Genomic DNA, 24,379 nt, shown 5'->3' on the forward strand with positions numbered 1-24,379 from the left:
CCGGGCTCACCGGGCGTTCCGCGCTCACCGCGCTCACGTCACCGCGGCGGTGTCACGCGCTCAGCACAGCGTGCGCGACCTCCTCGGACAGTCCCAGGATCCGCAGCACTTCCGCTGCGGGTGCCCCCATCCCCTCCGCGGCCGCGGCGGCCTCCCGGTACCGCTGGCGCGCCTCGGCGTCGCGGCCGAGGGCACCGGCGACGCGGCCCAGCCCGATGAGCGTGCGCAGCCTGGTCCCCAGGCTCTTGACCCAGTGCGGGTCGATCCGCTCCAGCGCCTGCGCGTAGAGCCGTTCGGCCTCGGCCGGGCCGCCCTCGTCCAGGGCGATGTCGCCGAGGCCGCGCAGGGCCGCCGCCAGATACGTGGAGCTGCCGGCGCGGCGGGCGAGCGCGGCGGCCCGCGCGTAGTCGGCGCGGGCCGCGGCCGCGTCGTCGCCGGCGAGGTGGTCCCCCCGGTTGACCAGCAGGTCGGCGCTGTCCTCCAGGGCGCCGAGCAGTTCGGTGAGCACGAGCGCCTCGTCGGTCAGCGCGACCGCCCGCGCGCGGTCGCCGCGGGCGCCCGCCGCCCCGGCGAGCGAGTCCAGGGCCAGTGCGGTGCCCCACCGGTCACCGAGCGAGCGGAATACCCGCAAGGCCTCGCCGAAGGCGTGCTCGGCCCCCGCGGGGTCCCCCTCGCCGAGGCGCCCGAATCCCGACACGTAGTGGGCGGCGGCCCGGGCCCACGGCTCGGCGCCGTCACGCTGGGACGAGAGGAGGGCGAACGCGTCCTCCGCATCGGGTCCCATCGCGTTCCGCATCATCCACAGGAGCAGGACGGCCGGGTAGCGGCCCGGCCGGCCGCCGGACCACGCTGCCGCCAGCGCCGTCGCGGCCGCCGTGCGATGGCGCCGCCACATCCGCTGACCGGCGTCATCCGGCGTCGGCGCGGCCCCGGCGAGCAGCGCGCACGCCGCGTACTCCTCGCCCAGTCCCTCCGGGACCGCCTCGCCCACCGCCGCCAGCAGGGCGGCCGCCTGCGAGGCGGCCGACCCGGAAGCCCCCCGGATCCACAGGTAGTTGACCGCCGAGGCGAACAGCTCGAGGGCTGTGGCCACGTCCGGTTCCTCGACCGCCCACCGCAGCGCCGCCATGAGGTCGCCGTGCTCGGCGGCCACGGCCGGCAGCCACTCCAGCTGCTCGGCCCGCCGCAGGTGCGGGTCGGCCGTCCGTACCAGCTCCAGGAGGCGCCGGGCGTGTGCGCGCCGCACGGACGCGCGTTCGCCCGCCGCGTCGAGCAGCTCCGCACCGTACGCGCGGATCGTCTCCAGCATCCGGTAGCGGCCGCCCGCGAACTCCAGCAGCGACTTGTCGACCAGCGATTCCAGCGTCTCGCCGTCGGCGCCGCACACCCGCAGCGCGGACTCGGCCGTCGCGCCCCCGGCGAAGACCGTGAAGCGCCGCGCCGCCCGCTGCTCGGGCCCGGAGAGCAGGTCCCAGCTCCACGCGACCACCGAGCGCAGCGTGCGGTGCCGCTCGTCGACCGTACGGTTGCCGCGGGCGGCGACACCGAGTAGATCGTCCAGCCGTCCGGCCAGGTCCTCGACGTCCAGGGTGCGCGAGCGCGCCGCCGCGAGCTCGATGGCCAGCGGGAGGTCGTCGAGCGCAGCGCAGATCCGCCGTACGAGCCCGGGGTCCGCGGTGAAGCCCCGCCGCACGGCTGCGGCCCGCTCGGTGAACAGCCGTACGGCCGCGTCGGCGTCGAGCGGCCGCACCGGGAACAGGTGCTCGCCGATGATGCCGAGCGGCTCCCGGCTCGTCGCCAGCACGCGCAGCCGCGGGCAGGACGACAGCAGCCGCGCCGCCAGCCGCGCGATCTCGTCGACGACGTGCTCGCAGTTGTCCAGTACGAGCAGCAGCACCCGGTCCGACAGCGCCGCGACCAGGCGGTCGACCGGCGTCTTCGCGCCGCCGTCCATCTGGAGACCGTTCTCCCGCAGGCCGAGCGCGCCCAGCAGGGCCTGCGGCAGCCCGGCTCCGTCGCGCAGCGGGGCCAGTTCCACGAAGCACACCTCGTCGGCGGCCCCCTCGGCGTCCGCGACCTCGGCCGCCAGCCGGGTCTTGCCGACGCCGCCGGGCCCCGTCAGGGTGACCAGCCGGGCCACCCGGAGCAGCCCGGCGACCTCGGTCACCTCGTCGGCGCGGCCCACGAAGCTCGTCAGCTGGGCGGGCGGCGCGGCGGGCGCCGGTGCCGGGTCGGCGCTCAGCAGTTCCCGGTGCAGTGCGGTCAGTTCGGCAGACGGGTCGGCGCCCAGCTCCTCTGCCAGGTGCCTGCGGACCTGCTCGAACACCACCAGGGCCTCGGCCTGCCCGCCCGCCGCGAACAGTGCCCGCATCAGCAGCCCGGCCAGCCGCTCCCGAAGCGGATGCCGGCCGACCAGCTCGCGCAACTCGGGTACGGCCACCGCGTGCTCGCCGAGCCGGAGCCCGGCCTCGATGCGGTCTTCGAGCACCCCGAGCCGCAGCTCTTCCAGCCGTGCGGCGGTCGCCCGGGCCGTCTCGCTCTCGGGCAGGCCGGCGAGCGCCGGTCCCCGCCACAGCTCCAGGGCCCCGCGCAGCAGGGGGAGCGCCCGCGCCGCGTCGCCGTCGGCCAGTGCCGCCCGGCCGGCCCCGGCCAGCCGCTCGAACCGGGAAGCGTCCACGTCGTCCGGATCGACCACGATCCGGTAGCCCGCTCCGGCCCGTTCGATCACCGCCCCGGTGCCCAGCGCCGTACGGAGCCGGGAAACCTGGGACTGGAGGGAATGCGCCGACAGGACCCGGGCGGGGTCGATCTCGTCGACCAGCCGGTCCGACGAGACGGTTTCTCCGGAGCGCACCAGCAGCAGCGCGAGCAGCGCCCGGCGGGCCGGACCGCCCAGCGGCACCTCGCCGCCGTCGCCGTGCCACGCCTTGGTCTCGCCGAGGATTCCGAACCGCATGCCGGTGATTATCCACCGGCACGTGATCGCTGAGCGGTCGGGCCGAGGTCACGGAGCGATCGGGCCGAGGTCACCGAGCGATCGGGCCGACGTCATTGAGCCATCGGGCCGGGATCAGGGAGCGATCGGGCCGAGGAACGTCCCGCCCGAGACGTCGATGGTCTGGCCGGTGACCCACCGGCCCTGCGGGCCCGCCAGGAATCCGACGACGTCCGCGATGTCCTCGGGCTCGCCCAGCCGCCCCAGCGCGGTGATCGACTCCAGTCCGGCGACCACCTCGGGGATGGCGGTGTGGCCCGCGGTCATGTCCGTGCGCACCGCGCCGGGCGCGACGGTGTTCACGGTGATGCCGCGACGGCCCAGCTCGTTGGCCAGGGACGGCGCCATGGACTCCAGCGCCGCTTTGCTGATCGTGTAGCCGATCTGGGTGGAGACCGCGAACCGGCTGGCCGTCGAGCCCATGTTGACGATGCGTCCGCCATCGTTGAGCAGCGCCATCGCGCGCTGGATCACGAAGAACGGGGTGGCGACGTTGATCTCCAGCAGCCTGGCGAGCTCCGCCGCGGTGACCTGCGAGATCGCGTGGCCCGAGCTGATGCCCGCGTTGTTGACCAGGACGTCCAGTCCGGCCCCTTCGCACCCGGCCCGTGCCAGCCCCGCGGCCAGCTCCTCGAACAGCCGGTCCACCGCACCTTCCTCGCCGAACCGCGCCCGGATCGCGAACGCACGGCCGCCCGCCTCCTCGATCCGCGCCACGGTCTCCCCGGCCGCCCCTTCGTTCCCCCCGTAGTGGACGGCGACCAGCGCGCCCTCGGCCGCCAGCCGCAGCGCGACCGCCCGCCCGATTCCCCGCGAACCGCCCGTCACCAGTGCCGTCTTGCCGGTCAGAACCTTCATCGCCACTCCCTGCCCCGTGGCCGGTCCGCGGTGGATCCGGCGCTGGACCCACCGTCGCGAAGACGGCTCACCGGCCGCTCACCGCGAACTCACCGGTACGACGGCCGGAGCGGTGACGGCGCCGAGGTTCGAGGGTCACCACGTCGAGGTTCGAGTCGGCAGCGCTCGACCCGGGCGGCGGGTCCGACCTCAGCCGCGGTGGTGATCGGCGATCGCCTCGGCCGTCGCCCGGTGGGCGACGCGGGCCAGGACGGGGTTGGTCACGCGGTAGTGGTGCTCCGCCGTGAGTCCGAAGCGCAGGGCCCAGCCGCGCCCGCGGGCCCACGTCGCGTCGTCCACGCCCGCCGCCTCGCGGAACACCCCGCGGGTGTCGGCGGACAGCAGGGTCCAGGCCGCCATCACGTCGCACGCCGGGTCGCCGACGCCCACGCCGCCGAAGTCGATGACCGCGCTGAGCCGGCCGCGTCGGCCGAGGAGGTTCCCCGGCAGCAGATCGCCGTGCAGCCACACGGGCGCGCCCTCCCACTGCGGGACGCGAACGGCAGCCTCCCACGCGGCGGTCGCCGCCTGCGCGTCCAGCGTGCCGTCGGCGCCCAGGTCCCTGATCGCGGCCCGCACCGCGGCGTCGGCCGTACCCACCGGCCCGCCCCGGAACGACCGCGGCCCGCCGGCGGTGTCGATCCGCCGCAGCGCCGTGACGAAGTTCCCCAGCCCGGCCGCCGCTTCGTGTGGTTCGGTGAGCGGCTCGTCGAAGAGGTTCTCGCCGTCGAGCCAGCGGTACACCGACCAGGCGAACGGATACCCCTCGCCCGCGACCCCCTGCCCCAGCGGGACGGGTACCTCCAGCGGCAGGTGCGGTGCGAGGTGCGGCAGCCACCGCTGCTCCTTGGCCACCTGGCCTTCGGCACCGGGGATGCGGGGGAGCCGTACGCTCATGTCCTCGCCCAGCCGGTACATGGCGTTGTCCGTGCCGGCCGAACGCACCTCCCGTACGGGCAGCCCGGCCCACCGCGGGAACTGCGCCGCGACCAGCCGCTCGACGAGGGCCTCGTCGATGTCGACCTCGTCGGCGTGCATCTTCGTGTGCGTATCGGACATGGCGGGGAACGTACCCGCCGAACAGGCGGCCCTGCCAAGGGTTTTCCCCGGCCGTCTACTCGGCCCGCAGTGCGGCGAGGAGCCTGGTCCGCAGGAGGCGTACGGCCGGGGAGCGCGGGTCGTGGCGCGTGACGAGGCCCAGCCGGGCACGGATGGCGGCGTCGGCGAGCGGGACGGCCCGCAGGCCGGAGCCCTGCGTGGAGGAGGCGCTGAGGACGGCGACGCCCGCGCCGCGCTCGGCGAGGCGGAGCAGGGCGGCCGGGGAGGCGGCCTCGATGTCCACGCGCGGGTCGAGGCCCAGCCTGCGGCAGGACTGCTCGTACGCGGCGCGGATGCCGGTGCCGGGAGAGAGGCAGAGGATCTTCTCGCCCCGGAGGCGGGTGAGCGGCAGCCGAGACAGGTCGAGGGGATGCCCGGCCGGGACGACGGCGGCGATCGGCTCGTCGATGACGACGCTCGCCTCCAGGCCGGTCGCGACCTCGCCCGCGTATCCGATCAGGGCCAGGTCGAGGGAGCCGGAGAGGACCTGGGACTGGAGGTCGGCGGAGTAGCCCTCGTGCAGGCTGAGTTCGATGCCGGGGTGGGTGCGGCCGAGGTCGGCGACGGCGTCGAGGAAGGGCGGGATCGCGCAGCCCATGACCATCCCGAGCCGGACGCGGCCGCGGACGGCATCGGCGAACTCCGCGGCGGTGTGCCGGATGGCATCGAGGGTGGCGAGGGCGTTCTTCGCGAGGGGGAGCACGGCCTCGCCGGCCGGGGTGAGGCGTACCTGACGGCCGGAGCGGTCGAGGAGCTGCTGGCCCAGCGCGCGCTCCAGCTTCGCCACCTGGGTGCTGATGCCGGACTGGCTGACGTGCAGGCGCTGGGCGGCGCCGGTGAAGGTGCCCTCGTCCACGACGGCGGCGAAGTAGCGCAGCTGGTGCATCTCCATATCTGATGATGATAGATGCCATCGGATCCATCTGTTGGACGGATGGCAGGTGCGGTCGGCACGATGGAGCCATGACGACGACGAGGACTGCGCGAGAACTGGCCGAGAGCTACTTCACCGCCTGGGAGGCGGGCGACTTCGAGACGATGCGCGGCTTGCTGGCCGAGGACGTCGACTTCGTCGGGGCGCTGGGGACGGCGCAGGGGGCGGAGGAGGCACTGGCCGGACTGAAGGGTCTCGGGCGGGTGCTGGAGAAGATCGACGTGAAGGTGCGGGTGGCGGAGGGCGACGAGGTGATCACCTGGTTCGACCTGCGCACCGGCATCGCGCCGCCCGCGCCGACGGCGAACTGGATGCACGTGGCGGACGGCCGGATCACGCGGATCCGGGTGACCTTCGACCCCCGCGGGCTGCTGGCGGGATTCGCCGACCAGGTCTGAGCCGCGCCGGACCCCCGGCGAGCTCCGCAGTGAGCGGGCCAATGCCGGCGCATTGGCCCGTGACCCGTCCCCGCGCACCTGAGAGGCTGGCGCTTCGAACGCCATGCTCAGGAGGTCGGGATGCAGGTAGCGGTGGTCACTTTCGACGGGTTCAACGAGCTCGACAGCTTCATCGCGTCGGCCCTGGTCAACCGGTGCCGCAAGGACGGCCTGGAAGCCTTCATCACCACGCCGACGCCCGTGGTCACGTCGATGAACGGCGTCGAGGTCACCGGCCAGCGGCCCATGGAGTTCATCCCGGACGCCGACGTCGTACTGATCGGCAGCGGGGTCAGGACGCGCGACGTGGTCGCCGACGACCGGCTGCTCGCCCAGCTGCCCCTGGACCCCGCGCGGCAGCTGATCGGCTCGCAGTGCTCCGGCGCGCTCGTCCTCGCCCGGCTCGGGCTGCTCGCCGGGATGCCGGCCTGCGCGGACCTGACGAGCCGCCCGTACGTCGAGGCCTGCGGCGTCACCGTGCTGGACGCGCCGTTCCACTCCGAGGGCAACATCGCCACGGCGGGCGGCTGCCTGGCCTCGCAGTACCTCGCCGCGTGGACGATCACCCGTACGCTCGGCGAGGAGGCCGCGCGCGGCGCCATCGCCTACGCCGCCCCGGTGGGCGAGCAGCGGGAGACGGTGGAGCGCACGCTGCGCGCCATCGGCGGGCCCGCGCCCGCGCTCGTTTCAGCGCCCGCGCCCGCGCTTGCGCTCGCGTCCGCATCCGCGTCCGTACCTGGCTGACCGGGGCCTCAGGCGCGGTTCGCGGAGGCGCCGAGCCAGAACCAGACCCACTTGCCGGTGCCGTCCGTGGCCACGCCCCACGACTGGCTGAGGGCGGCGATCAGCCCGAGCCCCCGCCCGGACTCGCGCTGCGCGCTGCCCGCGGGCGCCGGGTTCGCGGGGCCCAGGTGGGGGGTCTCGTCGCGCAGGGCGCACAGCAGCCGGTCGCTCCCCGGTTCGACGTCGACCACCATGCGGATGTGGGTGCTCACCGTGTGCCGGACCGCGTTGCTGACGGCTTCGGTCACGAGGAGGCGGGCGTCGTCCGCGAGGGCGCTGCCGTTGACGGCTTCGGACAGGGCCCGCCGGGCCGAGCGGGCGGCCTCGGGCGTGGTGGGGAGCACGATGTCGACGCGGTGAGCGGGCACGAGTGCCTCCGATCCCAGCAGGCCCCCCTGCGGTTTGCGGTCCTTCCACGCTAGGTTCGCCGCCGTCATGGTCACACCGCCCGGACGGCCGATCCCGGGCGCCGGTGCCTCGTACCTTCGGCCGCGTGGGCCGCGTGGGCCGCGTGGGTCGCGATGGCTACGGCGTGCCGGGCAGCCGGACCGTGACGAGGAGGCCCCCGCCGGGGCGCGGGACGAGGTCGAGGGTCCCGTCGTGGGCGCGGACGACGCTCTGCACGATGGCCAGGCCCAGGCCGGCCCCCGCGTGCTCGTCGGTGCGTACGCGGTCCGTTCCGCGCCGGAACGGCTCGGTCAGGGTCGGCACCAGCTGCGGCGGCAGCGGGCGGCCCGTGTTCTCGACCCGCAGGACGCTCGTGCCCCCGTCCGCCTCGGTGCGCACCGTCACGGTGCCCCCGGCGGGGAGGTTGTGGACGATCGCGTTCTGGACGAGGTTCGTCACCATCCGCAGCAGGAGCTCCGCGGAGCCGTCGGCCACGGCCGCCCCGCCGGTGACGTCGAGCGTGATCCGGCGCTGCTCGGCGAGGGGGAGCAGCGTTTCGGCGGCTTCTTCGGCGAGGAGGGAGAGGTCGACGTCTTCCCGGGTGAGGTTGCCGCGGTCGCCGCGGCTGAGCAGCAGCAGGGCCTCGGTGAGGTCGATCGCCCGCGCATTGACCGCGGACAGCCGCTCGATGAGCTCGTCCCGGTCCCGCGCGGGGTCCTTGCGGGCGACGTCGAGGAGCGTGCGCGAGATGGCGAGGGGGGTGCGCAGCTCGTGGGAGGCGTTGGCGGCGAAGCGCCGCTGCTCGGCGACGTGGGATTCGAGTTGCCCGAGCATCGAGTCGAACGCGTCGGAGAGCTCGCGGAATTCGTCCTGGCGGCCCTTCATCCGGATCCGGTGGGACAGCGATCCGGTCCCGGCCGTCCGCGCCGCGTCCCTGATCCGGGTGAGCGGCGCGAGCATGCGGCCGGCCAGGATCCATCCCCCGACCAGACCGAACACGAGCAGGAAGGCCATCGCCACCGCCGCCGCGGGGGCGAAGGTGTGCACGAGGAGGTAGCGGTTGGGCGAGATCCCGAGCAGACCCTGGGAGTTGTCGGGTACGTAGCGCAGCAGGAACGCCCACACCACGGCCAGCAGGAGGGTGCCGGCGACGGCGAGGAACCCGGCGTAGCTGAGGGTGAGTTTCAGCCGGGCGCTGAGCCCGGGGCGCCTATCCACGCGCACGGCCGGGACCGGAGCCGCCCGTGCCCGTACGGCTGGTGCCCGTACCGCCCGTGCCCGTATGGCTGGTGCCCGTACCGCCCGTGCCCGTACCGGTCTCGATGCGGTAGCCGACACCCGGCACGGTGGCGATGACCCACGGTTCGCCGAGCCGCTTGCGCAGCGCGGAGACGGTGATGCGCACGGCGTTGGTGAGGGGGTCGGCGTTCTCGTCCCAGGCCCGTTCCAGCAGCTCTTCGGCGCTGACGACCCCGCCCTCGGCGGCGACGAGGACCTCCAGCACGGCGAACTGCTTGCGGGTGAGAGCGACGTAGCGCCCGTCGCGGAAGACCTCCCTGCGGAAGGGGTCCAGCCGCAGGCCCGCGATCTCGCGGACCGGCGGCCGGGCGTACGCGCGCCTGCGGTCGAGCGCCCTCAGCCGCAGCACGAGCTCCCGCAGCTCGAACGGTTTGGTGAGGTAGTCGTCGGCGCCGAGCCCGAAGCCGGAGGCCTTGTCGTCGATCCGGTCGGCGGCGGTGAGCATGAGGATCGGGATGCCGCTGCCGGAGGCGACGATGTGCCGGGCGACCTCGTCTCCGGAGGGGCCGGGGATGTCGCGGTCGAGGACCGCGAGGTCGTAGGAGTGGATCCCGAGCAGTTCCAGGGCGGAGTCTCCGTCGCCGGCGATGTCGGCGGCGATCGCCTCCAGCCGCAGACCGTCACGGACGGCCTCGGCCAGATAGGGTTCGTCCTCCACGATCAGTACGCGCATGCCCGAAGCCTAAGCAGCGGGACGTCTCGCCGACGTATGCGTGGACGTGTGTGCGGACGTATGCGCCGACGTGCGCGAAGGCGCGCGCCACCAGCGGCGCGAAGCGAGGCCGGCCAGTACGGCGCCCGCCGCGTTGACCAGTACGTCGTCCACGGAGGACACCCGGTCCAGCCGCAGGACGTACTGCGCGCTCTCGACCAGGACCGAGCAGCCCGCCCCGAGCGCCAGGATCCGGGGCAGGGAGGCCAGGGCCGCGAAGCGCACCGGGGCGAAGAACCCCAGCGAGGCGAAGACCAGCAGGTTGCCGGCGATCCCGAGCGGCCCCATCGTGACCAGGTCCCGCAGCGGTACCAGGCTCACCCGGGCGGGGGCGATGCCGGGCGCCGCGCCCGGCATCATGGTCAGCCACAGGAACGGCACCGTCCCGTGCACCATGCCCACCTCGGCCAGCGAAAGCCGCCACGCCGACGGGCCGCCGGCGCCGCCCCCGGCAGGCCGCACGCGCGCCAGGGCCCATGCCGCCCCCACGGCCAGTGGCAGCGTGACCAGCGTCATGAGCACGACCCCGTTGAAGGTGTCGTAGCAGCCGTGCCAGCGCCCGGCCATGCACCTCGGGGCGGACATCATCAGCGGCCCGCGCAGCACGAACAGGACGCAGGCCAGACCCAGGACTGCGAGGCAGGGCAGCAGGACCCCGCGCACGCGGCGGGCGGGCGCCGGCGGGGAGGCGTTGTGGTTCATGCCCCCATGGGAGACGAAGATCAGTTGCGCCGGCGTATGCGGTTTCCGATAAGCCCGCGATACACGGCGCGGGCCGGGCTCACCGCCCGGCAGCGCCACTCCACGTCGCCGACGTCTTTCCCGGTCTGTGAAGCACACGGCTCAGGCGCAGGAGCGGACCGCGTCGTCCCAGGCCCCGGCGCTGCGGTAGTGGTTCTCGTGCCCTGCGGCGAGTACGTGACGCAGTTCGGCGAGGTGCCGGGTGCCCACGGGGAGATCGAGCCGGTCGAGGAGGGCCAGTGCGGCAGCCGGTTCCAGTGCGCCGTAGGCGTCGTGGAAACTCGTCAGAAGACCGCGGAAGAGGGCCGGATGCAGGGCGGGAAGCCGGACGGCGGTGCGGTAAGTCGACTCCTTTACCGCCCAGTCCACCGGGCCCGAGCACTCCAGAACCCGACGGGCTCGGCGGAGCAGGGCTTCCGATTGCCCGGCCACCACTCGGTCGATGTCGTTGCCGAGGACCTCGGCGAAGGCCGTCGCGGACGTGGTGTGGTCCTCGAACCAGTCCACCCACAGCGAGTAGGTGACTGCCTCGACCTCTCGGCCCACCTCCAGCCGCCGGCGGTAGCCCTCCCACAGCACGTCGGCCGGCAAGGGGCCTTCCGCACTCTCGTTCGCCATCCGGATCTCGCACGTGACCCAGTATTCGTCGAGGAGATCCAGCAGCCCGAAGGCCAACCGCACCTGGTCGGCCGCGTCCAGGTCCTCGGCGAACACATCGCCGGCCCAGGAATGAGCCACCTGGTTGGCGGTGAGCGAGATCTCCGGCTGCCCGTCGCTCACCCACCCGTCGCACACCTGGCGGACACCCTGATCAGCCAGCCAACGCCGCGCCGCCTCCACGGCCTGCATCTCCATCCGAGAAGTATGACGAGCCTTCCGAGATCCGAACGAAACGGCCTACGCGAAGGGGCCCTCCGTCATGAAGCGGCGCAGGTCGTGGGCGAAGCGCTCGGCCTCGCCCGGCGGCCACGAGGCGAGGCTCGCCGTGATGTGCGCGGCCAGGCGGGTGCGCAGCTGCGCCACCGCGGCCCGGCCCTGGTCGGTGAGGACGAGGAGGTACGCGCGCCCGTCGGCGGGGTCCGGTTCGCGGCGCAGGAGGCCGGCGGCCTCCAGCCGGGAGGCCCGTCGGGTGACGCCGGAGCGGTCGACCCCGACCTCGGGAGCCAGGTCGGCGGCGCTGCGCGGGCCGGTGCGTGCCAGGGTGCTGAGGACCGGGTACGTCAGCTCGTCCACCCCCTCGCCCATGCCCTCGGTGAGCCGCCGGTGCAGCTGCGTGCGCGTGCTGCGCCGGAGCAGCATGCCCAGCGCGTCCGCGATCTCGTGACCTGCTTCGTTCTCCACGGGAAAAGAATAGCGTGCGCTGCGCACGCTGTTGGTGTTACAGTCAAGGAGAAGCGTGCGAAGCGCACGCACTTCTCCTTCTCCATTCCACCGCACCGTAAGGACGCCCCATGAACCGCACCGGTATCGAAGCCGCCCTCAACGACCTGATCTTCAACCGCGACATCACCGTCGAGGAAGCCGCGGACCGCCACTTCACCCCGGAGTACCGCCAGCGTACGGACGGGGAGTGGGCCGACCGCGCCGGGTTCATCGAGCACATCACCCACGTGCGCGGCGTGGTGGCCGACGGCCACGTCGTGGTGCACGAGGAGCTGTACGACGGCAGCAAGTACGCCGACCGGCACACCGCCCACATCACCAAGAAGGACGGTTCGACCGTGCGCATGGAGGTCTACGTGTTCGCGGACCTCGCCCCCGACGGCCGTTTCGAGCGCATCGAGGAGACCACCCTGATGCTGGAGGGCTCCGCCGCCGACCGCAACATCGGCAGCGCGCGCTAGCGGGTGTCGTCAGGCCCCGGCCCCCGCGGCCGAGCGGGTCAGGGCGCGGATGGCGGTCTCCTGCGAGTAGGCGAGCATGCCGATCGTCATCGCGCTCATGACGACCGCGAAGAACACGTGGCCCAGGGTCGAGGTCACGGCCAGGCCCACGGCGTTCAGGGCGAAGTGGCTGCCGACCCGGAGGGCGATGAGCGCGAAGGCGACCTTGCGGGTGTCCTTGCCGCGCCACAGCGCCTTCGCCAGCCGGATCCGGCTGCGCATCATCGTCAGCGAGACGGTGATGTTCACGGCCAGCAGGACCAGCAGCACGGGCCAGGCCGAAGGGAAGGCCTTCAGGATGTCGAAGGCCGCCGCGAGCACGCCCTCGAAGCCGAAGAACCAGAGCGGCAGCCGGTAGTCGGCCGGTGCCATGGCGCCGACGCCGGCGCCGATCGCCTCGGCCGGTGCGTCCTCGGTCTTCTTCTTCAGGATGGTCATGCCGCTTCCCCCGTGGTCGGTGTGATGATCACAGTCTGGCCGGGGCGTGGGACCTCGGGGCAGAGCCCCGGGTCACCCGTGCCGTATGACAGCTGTCATGTGCCGGGCGACGGCAATCGCCTGACGGCGTGATGGGATACGCGCATGGGTCGCACCGGACGAGGAAACCAGCCGCCGACGGGGATGCCCGTACCGCCCTTCGACCCCGAACTGGCCGTCGCCCTCGATGCCTTGGACGAGCAGTCGCGGGCGCCGATCACCCCGGAGAACCTCGCGGCCCGGCAGGAGCGGGACGCCGCCTCCCGCCCCCGCCCGACGGCCGGGGACCTCCGCGCCGGCGGCCGTTTCGAGGTCGCGGAGCTCCGCGTCCCGGGGCCCCTGGACGCCCCCGACGTCACGCTCGTCAGCGCCCGCCCCTCCGGGCTCGCGGGGCGGCCCCTGCCCCTCCTGTACTACATGCACGGCGGCGGCATGGTCATGGGCAACGCCTGGTCCGTGCTCCCGCGCATCCTGCGCGAATGGGCCCTCCCCCTGGAGCTGGCCGTCCTCTCCGTCGAGTACCGGCTCGCACCGCGGGCGCGCTACCCCGAGCCCCTGGAGGACTGCTACGCCGGCCTCCTCTGGGCGGCCGGACACGCTGCCGAGCTCGGCATCGACCCCGACCGCATCGTCATCGGCGGCAAGAGCGCCGGCGGCGGCCTCGCCGCGGCCCTCGCCCTCCTCACCCGCGACCGCGGCGGCCCCGTACCCCTGGGCCAACTGCTGCTCTGCCCCATGCTCGACGACCGCGGCACCACGTTCTCCAGCTACCAGATGGCCGGCCTCGGCGTCTGGGACCTCAGCTCCAACACCACCGCCTGGAAGGCCCTGCTGGGCGACCGCCACGGCGCCGCGGACCTGCCGCCCTACGCGGCCCCCGCCCGCGCCACGGACCTCTCCGGACTCCCGCCGGCCTTCATCGAGGTCGGCTCGGCCGAGATCTACCGCGACGAGGACGTGGCGTACGCGAACGCCCTCTGGCAGGCCGGCGGCGAAGCCGAACTCCACGTCTGGCCCGGCGCGTACCACGGCTTCGACGGCCTGGCCCCCGAGGCCGCCCTCACCCGGGCCGCCCGCGAAACCCGCACCCGCTGGCTCCACCGCCTCCTCACCGACCACCGTCCGACCGCCCCGGCGCCCCGGAGGCAGGGAGAGAGCACGTTTCCGCGCCTGCCCGGCAGTGCGTGACCGGGCGCGTGTCAGCGGCATGAACGTGCTGGTCATGAGAGTCACGAGGGCCATGAGACGCCACCGCGAGCCGACGACCCACGGGTGACGTGCGGGGCCGTTGCGGGCGTGACACGCTGTTCGCAGGCCTCGGGAGATGGCAGCCGCGACGAACGGAGCGCGCTGTGGGACATCCGATACGCGCCGCGGCGCCGCGCCGCCGGATGGCCGCCGCCTGCGCGGCCCTCCTGCTCCTCGGACTCGTCTCCGGTACGGGCGCCCGCGCGGCACCGGCACCGGCACCGGCACCGACGCCGACGCCGGCACCGTCCCCGGTGCCGACCCCCTCGCCCGCCCAGGCCGCGCTCGACCCGCGCATCACCGAGATCATGGGCAAGCCCGAGTACCGGCATGCCCAGTGGGGGCTCCTGCAGACCGAACCCGCCGACGGACGCGTGCTGCACAGCCTCTTCCCCGGGCAGTTCTTCATCCCCGGCTCCACCGCGAAGCTCTTCCCCGTCTCCGGCACCTGGCGCACCCTGGGCACCGACCACCGCTTCGTCACCCCCGTCTACGCCGTGGGACAGCGCACCGGCGCCACCGGCTCCACGCTCACCGGCGACCTCGACCTCGTCGCCCAGGGCGACCTCACCCTCGGCGGCCGCACCCGCCCCGACGGCACCGTCGCGTACACCGACCTCGACCACACCTACGCCAACGACTTCCCCGGCGCGACCCTCACCCCCGAGAACCCCCTCGCAGGCATCGACCAGCTCGCCCGCCAGGTCCGCGACTCCGGCATCACCCGCGTCGACGGCGACGTCATCGTCGACAGCCGCCTCTTCGCCCCCGACCCGGTCCTCGACCCCACCCCGACCCCGCTGATCGTCAACGACAACCTCATCGACCTCCTCACCATGCCCGGGGACCGCGCGGGCGCCGACGCCCGCCTGGACTGGCGGCCGAAGGTCGCCCCGTACGCCGTCACCTCCACGGTCAAGACCGTCGCCGCCGGAAAGCCCACGAACATCACCGTGACCACCGCCGACGGCGGCGCCCGGATCCGGCTCTCCGGCACCATCGCCGCGGACGCCCGGCCGCTGCTGCGCACCGCGCCCGTCACGGATCCGGCCGCGTTCGGCCGCAGCGCGCTCATCGAGGCCCTCGCCCGGGCCGGCGTACGGGTCACCGCGGATCCGGCCGGCCCCAACCCGGCGGGCCGGCTGCCGCGCGACTACGACGGCCGGCCGCGCGTGGCCGCGTACACCTCGCCCCCGTACGAGCAGTACGCCAAACTCATCCTCAAGGTCAGCCACAACCTCGGCGCCAACCTCGGCGTCTGCCTGATGGCCGTCTCCGCCGGCAGCACTCAGTGCGAGGACGGGTTCCCGGTGCTCGCCGCCTTCCTGGACCGGGCCGGCGTCGACCGCAGGCAGGTGGAGCTCATGGACGGCCGGGGCGGCAACCCCAACGACCGGGCCACGCCGCAGGCGCTCGTGCAGATGCTGGCGTACTGGCAGCGCACCCCGGACGCGCGCCTCTTCCGGGAGGCCCTGCCCGTCCTCGGCGTCGACGGCCTGCTGGCCGACAACTGCCGCAGCTGCCCGGCGCGCGGGAAGGTGTTCGCGAAGACGGGCGCGGCCGTCGGCGGGGACACCCTCAACGACCGCTTCGCCGTCGGCGGCATCACCATCGCCGGTTACCTCGACAAGGGCGGCGGCCGCTTCGACCCCTTCTACGCGGGCGTCACCGGCGCCGCCACCCCGACCGCCGACCTCGACGACATCCTCTCCGTCTCCAACGACCTCGCCCTCATCGCCGCCTACCTCCAGGAATCCCCCTGACGCGGTGAGGGGGGTGAGGCCGGTGCGGGGGCCTCGTCGAGGAAGCCGCCCGACTGGTGCTGCCACAGCTTCGCGTACGTGCCCCCGCAGGCCAGCAGCTCGTGGTGCGTGCCCTGTTCGACGATGCGGCCCCGGTCGAGCACGACGAGGCGGTCCATGTGGGCCACCGTGCTCAGCCGGTGCGCGACCACGAGGGCCGTCCGCCCCTCCATGAGCCGCCACAGCGCCTCCTGTACGAGGATCTCGCTCTCGGAGTCCAGGGCGCTGGTCGCCTCGTCCAGCAGCAGGATCGGCGCGTCGCGCAGGATCGCCCGGGCCAGCGCCACCCGCTGGCGCTGCCCGCCGGAGAGCTTGACCCCGCGCTCGCCGACCATCGTGTCGAGGCCGTCGGGCAGCGCGTCGGCGAACTCCGTGACGTGCGCCGCCTCCGCCGCGCGCCGGATCTCCGCCTCGCTCGCACCGGGCCGGGCGAACGCGATGTTCTCCCGCAGGGTGCGGTGGAACATCGCCGGGTCCTGCGGCACGTACGCCATCAGGCCGCGCAGATCGCGCTGGCGCAGCCTGGTGATGTCCCGGCCGCCGATCATGATCCGGCCCCCGTCGATGTCCGTCATCCGCAGCAGCAGCCGGGTGAGCGTGGTCTTGCCGCCGCCGGACCGGCCCACGAGCCCGATCTTCGCCCCGCCGGGCACGTCCAGGTCCAGCCCCTCGAAGAGGGGCTCCGCGCCCGCGTGGGCGAAGTCCACCTTCTCGAAGCGGACCTCGCCGGCCCGGGCGGGCTCGGGCGCCGGCTCCGGGGACTGCGGGTCGCGTACGGTCGGCGGAGTCAGCAGCAGCTGCGTGAACTGCGCCGCCTCCGTCATCGAGCTCTCCAGCCGGCGGTAGATCTGGTTGAACTCGAACATGATCCGGGTGGCGTTGGAGAAGTACGTGAACGCCACCACGACCGCCTCCACCCCGTGCCCGCCCCCGCCGCCGCGCCCGGCGACCGTGACGGCGATCAGCAGCCCCAGCGCGTTGGTCACCACCGACATCGGCGCGACGACCGTGTCGATGCGCAGGTTGCCGTAGTCCCAGGACCGCAGCGTGAGCGCGCGCGACTGGGCGACCCGGGACCGGTGCTCGGCCGCCTCGCGCTCCTCCGCGGCGAACGCGCGGACCGTGTCCATGTTCATCAGGCTGTCGGAGACGTGCCCCGACACCCGCGCGATCGCCTCCTCGCGCCGGTCGACGAGCGCCTGGCGGCGCCGTACGAGCGGGAACACGCAGCCCCCGGTCACCGCGATCATGGCCAGGAGCGCCACGACGAGCAGCGGTTCGTAGCGCCACAGCACCACCGACCCGAACAGCAGCGGTACGAACCGTCCCACGACCGAGAAGGTCAGCGCGTCGACGAACTCCTCGAACCGGGAGGCGAAGCTCAGCACCCGCTTGGTCAGCGACCCGGCGAAGTTGTCGTGGAAGAACGCGGCGTCCTTCGCGAACAGTTCGTCCATGCCGGTGACGTACAGCCGCTCGATGCCGAGGGCGTCGACCCGGTTCAGACAGTGCAGGCCGAGGCGCCAGGCGCCCTCGGAGAGCAGCAGGACGGCGCCGAACCCCAGGACGTACGGGAGCGTGACGCCGAGGCCCGTACCCGTGCCCGCTCCGGCCGTGTCGTCGGCGATGCGGCCGACCAGCTTGGCGACGACCAGCGGGGCGATGTAGCTGATGCCGATGTTGCCGATGGCGGGCAGCAGCATGGCGGGCGCGGTCAGCCACCGCATCCGTGCCAACTCCCGTCCGTAGTAGCGGAGTGCGAGGACCACCGGCCCCTTGCCTGGCGGACCCCCTCGTGATGCGGACGCTTTCATGGCCACCCTACGTAGTCGCTCGGTTACGGAACCCGCAGTCTCCCGCGACGCCCTTCGTGCCGTCCAAGCGTTTTCCGTGTGGGTGACGACCAACGGTGGCAACCGCCGGTGGCAACCGTCGGTGACAGCTGTCGGTGGCAACCGTCGGCCTAGCCTCCCGGCGTGAACGTCACCGGCAGGGCCAGCGGCCCGCGCAGGCCGCCGGGGCGCCAGGGGATCTCCGCCGGCGGGACCGCGAGGGCGAGGCCGGGCAGGCGCCGCAGGGCGGTGCCGATGGCGATCTGCCCCTCCAGGCGGGCCAGCGGAGCCCCCAGGCAGTAGTGGATGCCGTGCCCGAACGCCAGGTGGGCGTTGTCCGCCCGGGTGATGTCCAGGCGGTCGGGGTCCGGGAACCGGCCCGGGTCGCGGTCGGCGACGGCCGAGCCGATCAGCACGGTCGCACCGCGCGGGACGCGCACGCCCGCGATCTCCACGTCCTCCCGCGCGAAGCGGGCGATGCCGGGGCTGACCGGGCCGTCGTAGCGCAGGAACTCCTCGATCGCGCCCGGCAGCAGGGCGGGGTCGGAGCGCAGCAGGTCCAGCTGGTCGGGGTGGGCGAGCAGCATGGCGATGCCGCCGGAGATCAGGTTGACGGTGGTGACGTAGCCGGCGGCCAGCAGCAGGAACACCATTGCGACGAGCTCGTCCTCCGAGAGCCGCTGTTCCTCGTCCCGGGCGGTGATCAGGGCGCTGAGCAGGTCCTCGCCGGGCTCCTCCCGCTTGGCGCCGATGAGCCCGGTGACGTACGCGCGCATGTGCCGCCAGGCCTCGTTCACCACGGCGGGGTCCGGCGGCTGCGCACCCCGCATGAGCATGCGGTCGGTCCAGCGCTGGAACTCGTGCCGCTCGTCCACCGGTACGCCGAGCAGCTCGCTGATCACCGTCACGGGCAGGGGCAGCGCGAAGTCCGCGACGAGGTCGGCGCTCCCCGCCGCAACGACCGCGTCCAGCAGCCGGTCCGTGACCGCCTGGACGCGCGGCCGCATCTCGGCCACCCGGCGGGCGGTGAACGCCTTGGAGACCAGCCGGCGCAGCCGCGTGTGGTCGGGCGGATCGCTGCGCAGCATGTTGCCGAGCATCGACTCGCGTTCCGTGCCGGGCAGCTGCTCCAGGAGCCGGGTGTCCGCGGCGTCCCGTACGTCGCTGCTGAGGCGGGCGTCCGACAGGGCCGCGAGCCCGTCCTCGTAGCGGGTGACCAGCCAGGCCTCCAGGGCCCCCGCGATGACGACCCGGCGCACCGGACCGTCCTCGCGCAGCTGCCGGTACAGCGGGAACGGGTCCGCGAGGAAGGCCGGGTCGTCGTACGGGAGAAGGGTCTGCCCCTCGCTCATGACACCTCCCGCACCGCGGAGCCGCCGCGCAGCGATTCCGCGGGCGGCCGCTCGCGCAGCGCCCCGTACCCGATGAAGTAGGCCGGGACCCGGTTCAGCCACCGCGAGTCGGTGACGAGCTCGGTCAGCCGCTTCGTCCGCCGGGGATGGCCGAACGGGGCCTCGCCGGCCATCAGCGGCCCGATGACCTGGGCGTGTGCCAGGCGTTGCATGCCCTGGGTGGCCACTGTCGTGGGCATGCGGCGGAGCTGGATGCGGCGTACGTCGTGCAGCCCCACCGTCCCCTCGCGAAGCGGGCGCACCAGGTGGCGGGCGGCGGCCACCGCGTCCTGCACGGCCAGGTTGATGCCGATGCCGAAGACCGGCGACATCGCGTGCGCGGCGTCGCCGATGCACAGCAGACCCGGCCGGTGCCAGCGGCGCAGCCGGTCCAGCCGGACGTCGAGGAGCTTGACCTCGTCCCAGGAGGCGACGGAGTGCGCCCGGTCGGCCAGCCACGGGACGGCGTCCGTGAACTGGGCCATGAACCGGTCCAGGCCCTCCGCGCGGCGCTCGGCGTCGGTCCCCTTGGGGATGAGCCCCGCGCACTGCCAGTAGTCCCCCCGGTCGATGAGCGCGCTGAAGAACCGCTCGCCCAGACCTCCCACGAGCCCGCTCGGGTCGCTCTCGTGGCGCGGCAGCCGGAACCACCAGGCGTCCATCGGGCACGGGAAGCTCTCCAGCCCCAGCTCGGGCAGTACCCGGGCGAAGGAGCCGCGGCCGTCGCAGGCCACGGTCAGCGTGGCCCTGAGCTCACCGGTGGTTCCGTCCGCGGTGCGGTACTTCACGCCCGCGACCCGGCCGCGTTCCATCAGGAAGGAGGTGGCCTCGGTGTTCATGTGCAGCCGGAAGGCCGGCTCCTTGCGCGCCTCGTCGGCGAGCAGGTCGAGCAGGTCCCACTGCGGCACCATCGCGATGTAGTTGTACTTGCCGTGCAGCGCCGCGATGTTCCCGACCGTGATGAGCGAACGGTCGGGCCCGATGGGCAGCTGCACCGAGGTCACCCGCCGCTGAGGCAGCTGGGCGAACCGCTCGGCGAGGCCGATGTCGTCCAGCAGCGACAGGGTCGACGGGTGCACGGTGTCGCCGCGGAAATCGCGCAGGAAGTCACCGTGTTTCTCCAACACGGTGACCTCCACCCCCGCCCGGGCCAGCAGCAGGGCCAGCACCATTCCGGCGGGCCCGCCTCCCACCACACAGCAGGCCGTACGCTCCACGGCAACCACTCCCTTCGCCGGCATCGGATAAGCCCCTCAGGACGTATACCGCACCCGCGGCGTCGCGGACGTCAACGGCGAAGACGCGCCGCGCGGGAGAAGCCGGTACTACCGGCCGGGCGTCCGGCGCAGGACCAGGGTGACGAAACCCCAGCTCTCCCGGTACGTGCGCAGCCATTCGGAGCGGCGCGTGCCCGCCGTGTCGAGCACGTGGGAACTGTCCGGATCGTCGGGGTGGTCCAGCGCCCACGAGGCCAGCGACCCCCAGTTGGACCACTCGTACGCGTCCAGCTCGGCCCGCGAGCTGACGTGCCCCTCGACGGGGGTCCAGCCGTCGGCGGCGATCCGGTCCACGGTGGTCGCGAGGTCGGCGAACTCGCCGAGCATGTCGACGGCTTCCCGGGAGGGCGTGCGCTCCCAGAACCCGTCGCCGATGACGACGCGGCCGCCGGGGGCCAGGTGCTCGCGGGCCGCCGCCAGGGTGGGGAGCAGCCCGCCGAAGGCGTGCGTGGACCCGACGCTGAGGACCAGGTCGAACGGGTGCGCGGAGGTGAACGCCTCGGCCTCCGTCCGGTGCAGGGTCAGGCGCTTCTCGAGGCCGCGCTCGCGCGCCGCCTTCCCGGCCAGCGCCAGGCCCTCGGGGGAGATGTCCACGCCCTCGGCGCGTACGAGCGGCTTGGCGGCCAGCGCCCTCAGCAGCCACTCTCCGCTGCCGCACCCGAGGTCGAGGACGCGCTCGTCGCCGCGCGGGAGCGCGCGGTCCAGCAGCCGGCGTACGGACTCGTCGTCGAGCGGGGCCTTGATCGGGTGGTTGCTGTGGGCGATTTCGGAAATCTGTTCACGGTTCATTGGGGGGCAGCCTCTCAGCGGAACCCGCCGAGCGCACTTCGATTTCAAGGAGCCTTCGGCCAGAACCGTCAGGGGGAGGAGGGCGCACGCCACGCGGCCATCTGCTCCCGGAAGTTCGGGCAGCCGACGATGTCGGTCCTGCTGCACTGCAGGGCGTGGGTCAGCAGCTGGTGGGCGTGGTCGAGGTCGACCAGGCGCTGCTCGATCTCGGCGACCTTCGTACGGATCATCGCCTGCCGGCGCGGCCGGTCCTGTTGCAGCTCGCGGATCTCGGCCAGGGTCAGGCCCGCCTGCTGGCACTTGCGCAGCAGCACGATCCGCTCCACGGCGCCCGCCGGATAGCGCCGCTGCCCGCTCTGCCGCTCGGGCTGGGGGAGCAGCCCGTGGCGCTCCCAGTACCGGATGGCCGAAGCGGGCACCCCGGAGGCCTCCGCGAGTTGCCCGATGGTCATGAGCACGTCCGCCCCCGCCCCTTCCGCCCTGGTCGCCGGCCCTCTGTGCGCCGACGTTTGACTTGAACCTTAGTTCAAGTTGAAGAGTGGGCCGCGTACGGGACGGCCGCCCATCCGGGGCCGCCGGCCACGGCATGGGGAGACGAGGACATGACCACGACCACGACGACCACGACGACGACCACGACTGCGACCACGGCCGCCACCACGGACGTACGCCCGGTCCGGGACGAGGCACACCAGCTGGTGGAGGCCTCCCGGCGGCTCTTCGAGGCCGGGGTGATGTCGCACTCCGGCCACGCCAACCTCAGCGTCCGGCTCGATGCAGAGCGCTTCATGCTGACCCCGGGCTTCGTCCGCGATCTGCGGCCCGAGGACCTGGCGACCGTGAGCCTCGACGGGCAGGTCCTCGAAGGGGAACTGCGCTCCGTCAGCACGGAGATCATCGCCATGCACAGCGCCGTCTACCGTGCCCGCCCGCAGGCCGGCTCGGTCATCCACACCCACTCGCCCTCGGCGACGGCCTTCGCCGTGGCCCACCGGCCGCTGCCCTGCCGCACCGAGCCCATGCTGCGCTTCGGCCAGGCCGAGGACGTGCCGGTGGTGCCGTGGGGGCCGCGCGGGTCGGACGTATCCGTACGGGGCGTCGTCGACGCCCTGACGCAGAGCCCGACGACCGCCGCGGTCCTGCTGGCCAACCACGGCCTGCTGGTGTTCGGCCCCGACCCGGCGGACACCGCCCACCTCGTGGTGGCCATCGAGGAGAGCGCCGAGGCGGAGCTCTCCGCCGCCGCGATCGGCGGGGCCGTGGACTTCCCCGCGGGCGCGCTGGAGAGCGTACGGGCGTCGATCGCGCGGGTGGCGTCGTGACGGGGACGGACGAGGACCTCGCCCGTCGCGCCGAGGCCGTACGCGACCGGCACCGCACCACGCTCGGCGCCGTCCCGGCCGGAGTGGAGGCCCGCCTGGGCCTGGCCCTGGCCCACGGCCGGCTCCACACGGAGGAGGCGCTCGCCGAGCTGCGGCACATCGTGCTGACGGACAACGCGCTCGGGGCGCGCGTGCAGCAACTCGTCCACTTCGGGCAGCTCCTGGCCCTCGGCCGGGCCGATCCGGCACGGATCCACGCCCGGGGAGCGCTGCACGCGGGCGCCGGCGTCGCCGACCTCATCGGGGTCGCCGAGACCGCGCTCATCACCGCGGGGGTCCCGGCGTACGCCCTCGGCATCGAGACGATCGCCGGACTCGTCGAAGCAGAAGCGGAAGCAGAAGCAGAAGCGGACGCACACGGGGAAGCACACGTGGAAGCGGAAGCCGAAGCTCAGTCAGGCAAGCGGCTCTGAGGCCCAACTCCCGTGGCAGGCAAGGGGAGAGAGCCCCCGCCCGGCGCGGGGCAACCGGCCCCCCCACGCCCGGGCCGGGTTTCCGGCCGGGGCATCCTAGGGGGTTCCAGGAGGCGTCCGGTGCTGGGCCGGACGCCCGATCCACCCCGAGCGCCACGGAGAGCACGATGTACCCGAGCATCCGCACGATCACCTTCGACTGCACCGGCGACCCGTACGACCTGGGCCTGTTCTGGAGCGGCCTGCTGGGCCGCCCCCTGGCCGACGACGACAAGCCGGGCGACCCGGAAGCGGTCATCGAGGACCCGCAGGGCGGTCCCACCCTCCTGTTCGTACGGGTCCCCGAGGGCAAGGAGGCCAAGAACCGCATCCACCTCGACCTGAAGCCGCACGGCCGCACCCGCGAGGAGGAAGTGGCCCGCGTGCAGGCCCTCGGCGCCCGACTGGTCGCCGACCATACCCGCCCCGACGGCGGCGGCTGGGTCGTCCTCGCCGATCCCGAGGGCAACGAGTTCTGCGTGGAGCGCGGGGAGCTCGGTTGATGGGGCACGCCGATCCTGTGGCGGGCGGCGCCGCCACCGGGGGATCGCGGTGGCTCAAGCGCCTCACCGTCCCCGGGGCGCCGTCCCCGCAGCCCGCCCGCGCCCGCATCGTCTGCCTGCCGCACGCGGGGGGCGCAGCGACCGCCTACCAGGGCTGGGCCCGGCACCTCCCGGCGGCGGTCGAACTGCTCGCCGTCCAGTACCCCGGCCGCCAGGACCGGCTGGCCGAGCCGTGCAGCGAGACGATGGAGGAGAGCGCCGGCGCCGCCGCCGCGGCCCTCGCCGAACTGCCCGTACTGCCCACCGTCGTCTTCGGACACAGCATGGGCGCGCTCGTCGCGTACGAGACCACCGTGCGGCTCGGCCGGCAGGCTCCGCACGCCGCCCCCGTGCACCTGTTCGTCTCGGGGGCCTCGGCCCCGCACCGCGACCACGAGGACCTGCCCGCGCTGGACGACGAGTCGCTGATCGCCTACAGCCGCCGGCAGGGCGGCGCCCAGCCCGAGGTGTACGACATACCCGAGCTGCGGGAGCTGCTGCTGCCCTCGCTGCGCGCCGACTTCCGCCTGCTGACCGACTACCGAGGGGTCCGCGAGCGCGCACGCACGGACGTCCCGGTCACCGCGTTCGGCGGAGACGGGGACGCCGGCTGCCCGCCCGAGGCGCTGGCGGGCTGGGGCGAGTTGACCACGGCGGAGTTCACCACGCGAGTGTTCCCCGGGGGCCACTTCTACCTGCAGGGGCGCGAGGAGCAGCTGACGGCCCTGGTGGCCGGGGCCCTGGGCGCCCCGGCCGGCAGGCCGGCTCCGTAGCCGAAGCGGACCGGGTCCGCCCGCGTTCGCCCGCGTACGCCCGCGTCCGTCCGCGTTCGCCCGCGCGCAGTCCCGCCTCGCGGCGGCTGTGCGCGGGCGAGGCGTCGCGCCGCGCGCGGCAGCCGCTGCGGCTCGGCCCGGGGCCCCGCGCATAGCGTTCACTCACCATCCAATGCAACGAATGCATGACTGACGTTGCGTTAAATGCATAGCCGTTGCAACGATATTGCGGCTCTGAGCTGCATTGA

At 73.7% G+C, this 24,379-nt stretch carries 25 protein-coding genes; 9 read left to right on the forward strand and 16 right to left on the reverse strand.

Annotation, left to right across the window (positions count from 1 at the left end; genetic code table 11):
* Positions 1 to 52: 52 nt before the first annotated feature.
* The 4 genes from ACFYXV_RS19480 to ACFYXV_RS19495 form a co-directional block, all read right to left on the reverse strand.
* Positions 53 to 2,956, reverse strand: a complete 2,904-nt coding sequence (locus tag ACFYXV_RS19480; RefSeq protein WP_389383575.1) for a BTAD domain-containing putative transcriptional regulator — start codon at positions 2,954 to 2,956, stop codon at positions 53 to 55.
* A gap of 114 nt (positions 2,957 to 3,070) precedes the next feature.
* On the reverse strand, positions 3,071 to 3,853 hold the full coding sequence (locus ACFYXV_RS19485; RefSeq protein WP_385474377.1) for an SDR family NAD(P)-dependent oxidoreductase: 783 nt from the start codon (positions 3,851 to 3,853) through the stop codon (positions 3,071 to 3,073).
* A gap of 189 nt (positions 3,854 to 4,042) precedes the next feature.
* Positions 4,043 to 4,951, reverse strand: coding sequence for an aminoglycoside phosphotransferase family protein (locus ACFYXV_RS19490; RefSeq protein WP_389383576.1), 909 nt, complete (start codon positions 4,949 to 4,951; stop codon positions 4,043 to 4,045).
* Positions 4,952 to 5,006: 55 nt separating this feature from the next.
* Entirely contained in the window at positions 5,007 to 5,882 is an 876-nt protein-coding gene (locus tag ACFYXV_RS19495) for a LysR family transcriptional regulator (RefSeq protein ID WP_385474381.1), read from the reverse strand.
* Between the two features lie 71 nt (positions 5,883 to 5,953).
* On the opposite strand from ACFYXV_RS19495, the gene ACFYXV_RS19500 reads away from it, so the two are divergent.
* Complete coding sequence (locus ACFYXV_RS19500; RefSeq protein WP_389383577.1) at positions 5,954 to 6,322, forward strand: nuclear transport factor 2 family protein; 369 nt, start codon at positions 5,954 to 5,956, stop codon at positions 6,320 to 6,322.
* Between the two features lie 120 nt (positions 6,323 to 6,442).
* Positions 6,443 to 7,105, forward strand: a complete 663-nt coding sequence (locus ACFYXV_RS19505) for a DJ-1/PfpI family protein (RefSeq protein ID WP_389383578.1) — start codon at positions 6,443 to 6,445, stop codon at positions 7,103 to 7,105.
* Between the two features lie 8 nt (positions 7,106 to 7,113).
* Here ACFYXV_RS19505 and ACFYXV_RS19510 read toward each other — a convergent pair whose 3' ends face one another.
* The 6 genes from ACFYXV_RS19510 to ACFYXV_RS19535 form a co-directional block, all read right to left on the reverse strand.
* Positions 7,114 to 7,512, reverse strand: a complete 399-nt coding sequence (locus ACFYXV_RS19510) for an ATP-binding protein (protein WP_385474385.1) — start codon at positions 7,510 to 7,512, stop codon at positions 7,114 to 7,116.
* Between the two features lie 157 nt (positions 7,513 to 7,669).
* On the reverse strand, positions 7,670 to 8,749 hold the full coding sequence (locus ACFYXV_RS19515) for a sensor histidine kinase (protein WP_389383668.1): 1,080 nt from the start codon (positions 8,747 to 8,749) through the stop codon (positions 7,670 to 7,672).
* On the reverse strand, positions 8,742 to 9,503 hold the full coding sequence (locus tag ACFYXV_RS19520; protein ID WP_389383579.1) for a response regulator transcription factor: 762 nt from the start codon (positions 9,501 to 9,503) through the stop codon (positions 8,742 to 8,744). The genes ACFYXV_RS19515 and ACFYXV_RS19520 overlap by 8 nt, the downstream gene beginning before the upstream one ends.
* A 9-nt stretch (positions 9,504 to 9,512) precedes the next feature.
* Positions 9,513 to 10,244: a VanZ family protein gene (locus tag ACFYXV_RS19525; protein ID WP_389383580.1), complete on the reverse strand. Its 732-nt coding sequence runs from the start codon at positions 10,242 to 10,244 to the stop codon at positions 9,513 to 9,515.
* A gap of 141 nt (positions 10,245 to 10,385) precedes the next feature.
* Entirely contained in the window at positions 10,386 to 11,138 is a 753-nt protein-coding gene (locus ACFYXV_RS19530; protein ID WP_389383581.1) for a hypothetical protein, read from the reverse strand.
* 42 nt (positions 11,139 to 11,180) lie between these two features.
* A complete protein-coding gene (locus tag ACFYXV_RS19535) occupies positions 11,181 to 11,624 on the reverse strand; it encodes a MarR family winged helix-turn-helix transcriptional regulator (RefSeq protein WP_385474393.1) in 444 nt (147 codons plus the stop codon).
* Positions 11,625 to 11,734: 110 nt separating this feature from the next.
* On the opposite strand from ACFYXV_RS19535, the gene ACFYXV_RS19540 reads away from it, so the two are divergent.
* On the forward strand, positions 11,735 to 12,127 hold the full coding sequence (locus ACFYXV_RS19540) for a nuclear transport factor 2 family protein (RefSeq protein ID WP_383349135.1): 393 nt from the start codon (positions 11,735 to 11,737) through the stop codon (positions 12,125 to 12,127).
* 9 nt (positions 12,128 to 12,136) lie between these two features.
* Here the strand turns inward: ACFYXV_RS19540 and ACFYXV_RS19545 are convergent, their stop codons facing one another.
* Positions 12,137 to 12,604, reverse strand: coding sequence for a hypothetical protein (locus ACFYXV_RS19545; protein WP_389383582.1), 468 nt, complete (start codon positions 12,602 to 12,604; stop codon positions 12,137 to 12,139).
* 144 nt (positions 12,605 to 12,748) lie between these two features.
* Between ACFYXV_RS19545 and ACFYXV_RS19550 the strand changes: the two genes are divergently transcribed.
* Together ACFYXV_RS19550 and dacB are read left to right on the forward strand one after the other, a co-directional pair.
* Entirely contained in the window at positions 12,749 to 13,831 is a 1,083-nt protein-coding gene (locus tag ACFYXV_RS19550; protein ID WP_389383583.1) for an alpha/beta hydrolase, read from the forward strand.
* A 164-nt stretch (positions 13,832 to 13,995) separates the two neighbouring features.
* Positions 13,996 to 15,654, forward strand: coding sequence for a D-alanyl-D-alanine carboxypeptidase/D-alanyl-D-alanine-endopeptidase (dacB, locus tag ACFYXV_RS19555; RefSeq protein WP_389383584.1), 1,659 nt, complete (start codon positions 13,996 to 13,998; stop codon positions 15,652 to 15,654).
* Here dacB and ACFYXV_RS19560 read toward each other — a convergent pair.
* The 5 genes from ACFYXV_RS19560 to ACFYXV_RS19580 form a co-directional block, all read right to left on the reverse strand.
* Positions 15,633 to 17,507 carry an ABC transporter ATP-binding protein gene (locus tag ACFYXV_RS19560; protein WP_389383585.1) on the reverse strand — a complete coding sequence of 625 codons (1,875 nt, stop codon included), beginning with the start codon at positions 17,505 to 17,507 and terminating at the stop codon, positions 15,633 to 15,635. The two genes, dacB and ACFYXV_RS19560, sit on opposite strands and share 22 nt — an antisense overlap.
* Positions 17,508 to 17,656: 149 nt before the next feature.
* Entirely contained in the window at positions 17,657 to 18,877 is a 1,221-nt protein-coding gene (locus tag ACFYXV_RS19565; protein WP_389383586.1) for a cytochrome P450, read from the reverse strand.
* Positions 18,874 to 20,133: an FAD-dependent oxidoreductase gene (locus ACFYXV_RS19570; protein WP_389383587.1), complete on the reverse strand. Its 1,260-nt coding sequence runs from the start codon at positions 20,131 to 20,133 to the stop codon at positions 18,874 to 18,876. The genes ACFYXV_RS19565 and ACFYXV_RS19570 overlap by 4 nt, the downstream gene beginning before the upstream one ends.
* A 108-nt stretch (positions 20,134 to 20,241) precedes the next feature.
* Entirely contained in the window at positions 20,242 to 20,982 is a 741-nt protein-coding gene (locus tag ACFYXV_RS19575) for an SAM-dependent methyltransferase (RefSeq protein WP_389383588.1), read from the reverse strand.
* Between the two features lie 68 nt (positions 20,983 to 21,050).
* A complete protein-coding gene (locus ACFYXV_RS19580; RefSeq protein WP_383349184.1) occupies positions 21,051 to 21,434 on the reverse strand; it encodes a MerR family transcriptional regulator in 384 nt (127 codons plus the stop codon).
* A gap of 150 nt (positions 21,435 to 21,584) precedes the next feature.
* Between ACFYXV_RS19580 and ACFYXV_RS19585 the strand changes: the two genes are divergently transcribed.
* The 4 genes from ACFYXV_RS19585 to ACFYXV_RS19600 all read left to right on the forward strand — a co-directional run bounded on the left by ACFYXV_RS19585 (position 21,585) and on the right by ACFYXV_RS19600 (position 24,131).
* A complete protein-coding gene (locus tag ACFYXV_RS19585; RefSeq protein WP_389383589.1) occupies positions 21,585 to 22,304 on the forward strand; it encodes a class II aldolase/adducin family protein in 720 nt (239 codons plus the stop codon).
* The gene (locus ACFYXV_RS19590) at positions 22,301 to 22,777 is read left to right on the forward strand and encodes a carboxymuconolactone decarboxylase family protein (protein WP_385474418.1); all 477 of its coding nucleotides are present in this window, start codon (positions 22,301 to 22,303) and stop codon (positions 22,775 to 22,777) included. Before ACFYXV_RS19585 ends, ACFYXV_RS19590 begins: the two co-directional genes overlap by 4 nt.
* Before the next feature lie 167 nt (positions 22,778 to 22,944).
* Positions 22,945 to 23,319: a VOC family protein gene (locus tag ACFYXV_RS19595; protein WP_385470150.1), complete on the forward strand. Its 375-nt coding sequence runs from the start codon at positions 22,945 to 22,947 to the stop codon at positions 23,317 to 23,319.
* Complete coding sequence (locus tag ACFYXV_RS19600) at positions 23,319 to 24,131, forward strand: thioesterase II family protein (RefSeq protein ID WP_389383590.1); 813 nt, start codon at positions 23,319 to 23,321, stop codon at positions 24,129 to 24,131. The genes ACFYXV_RS19595 and ACFYXV_RS19600 overlap by 1 nt, the downstream gene beginning before the upstream one ends.
* Positions 24,132 to 24,379: the final 248 nt, after the last annotated feature.

Source organism: Streptomyces sp. NPDC002181 (genome assembly GCF_042890485.1).
In the GTDB taxonomy this organism is placed as follows: Bacteria; Actinomycetota; Actinomycetes; order Streptomycetales; family Streptomycetaceae; genus Streptomyces.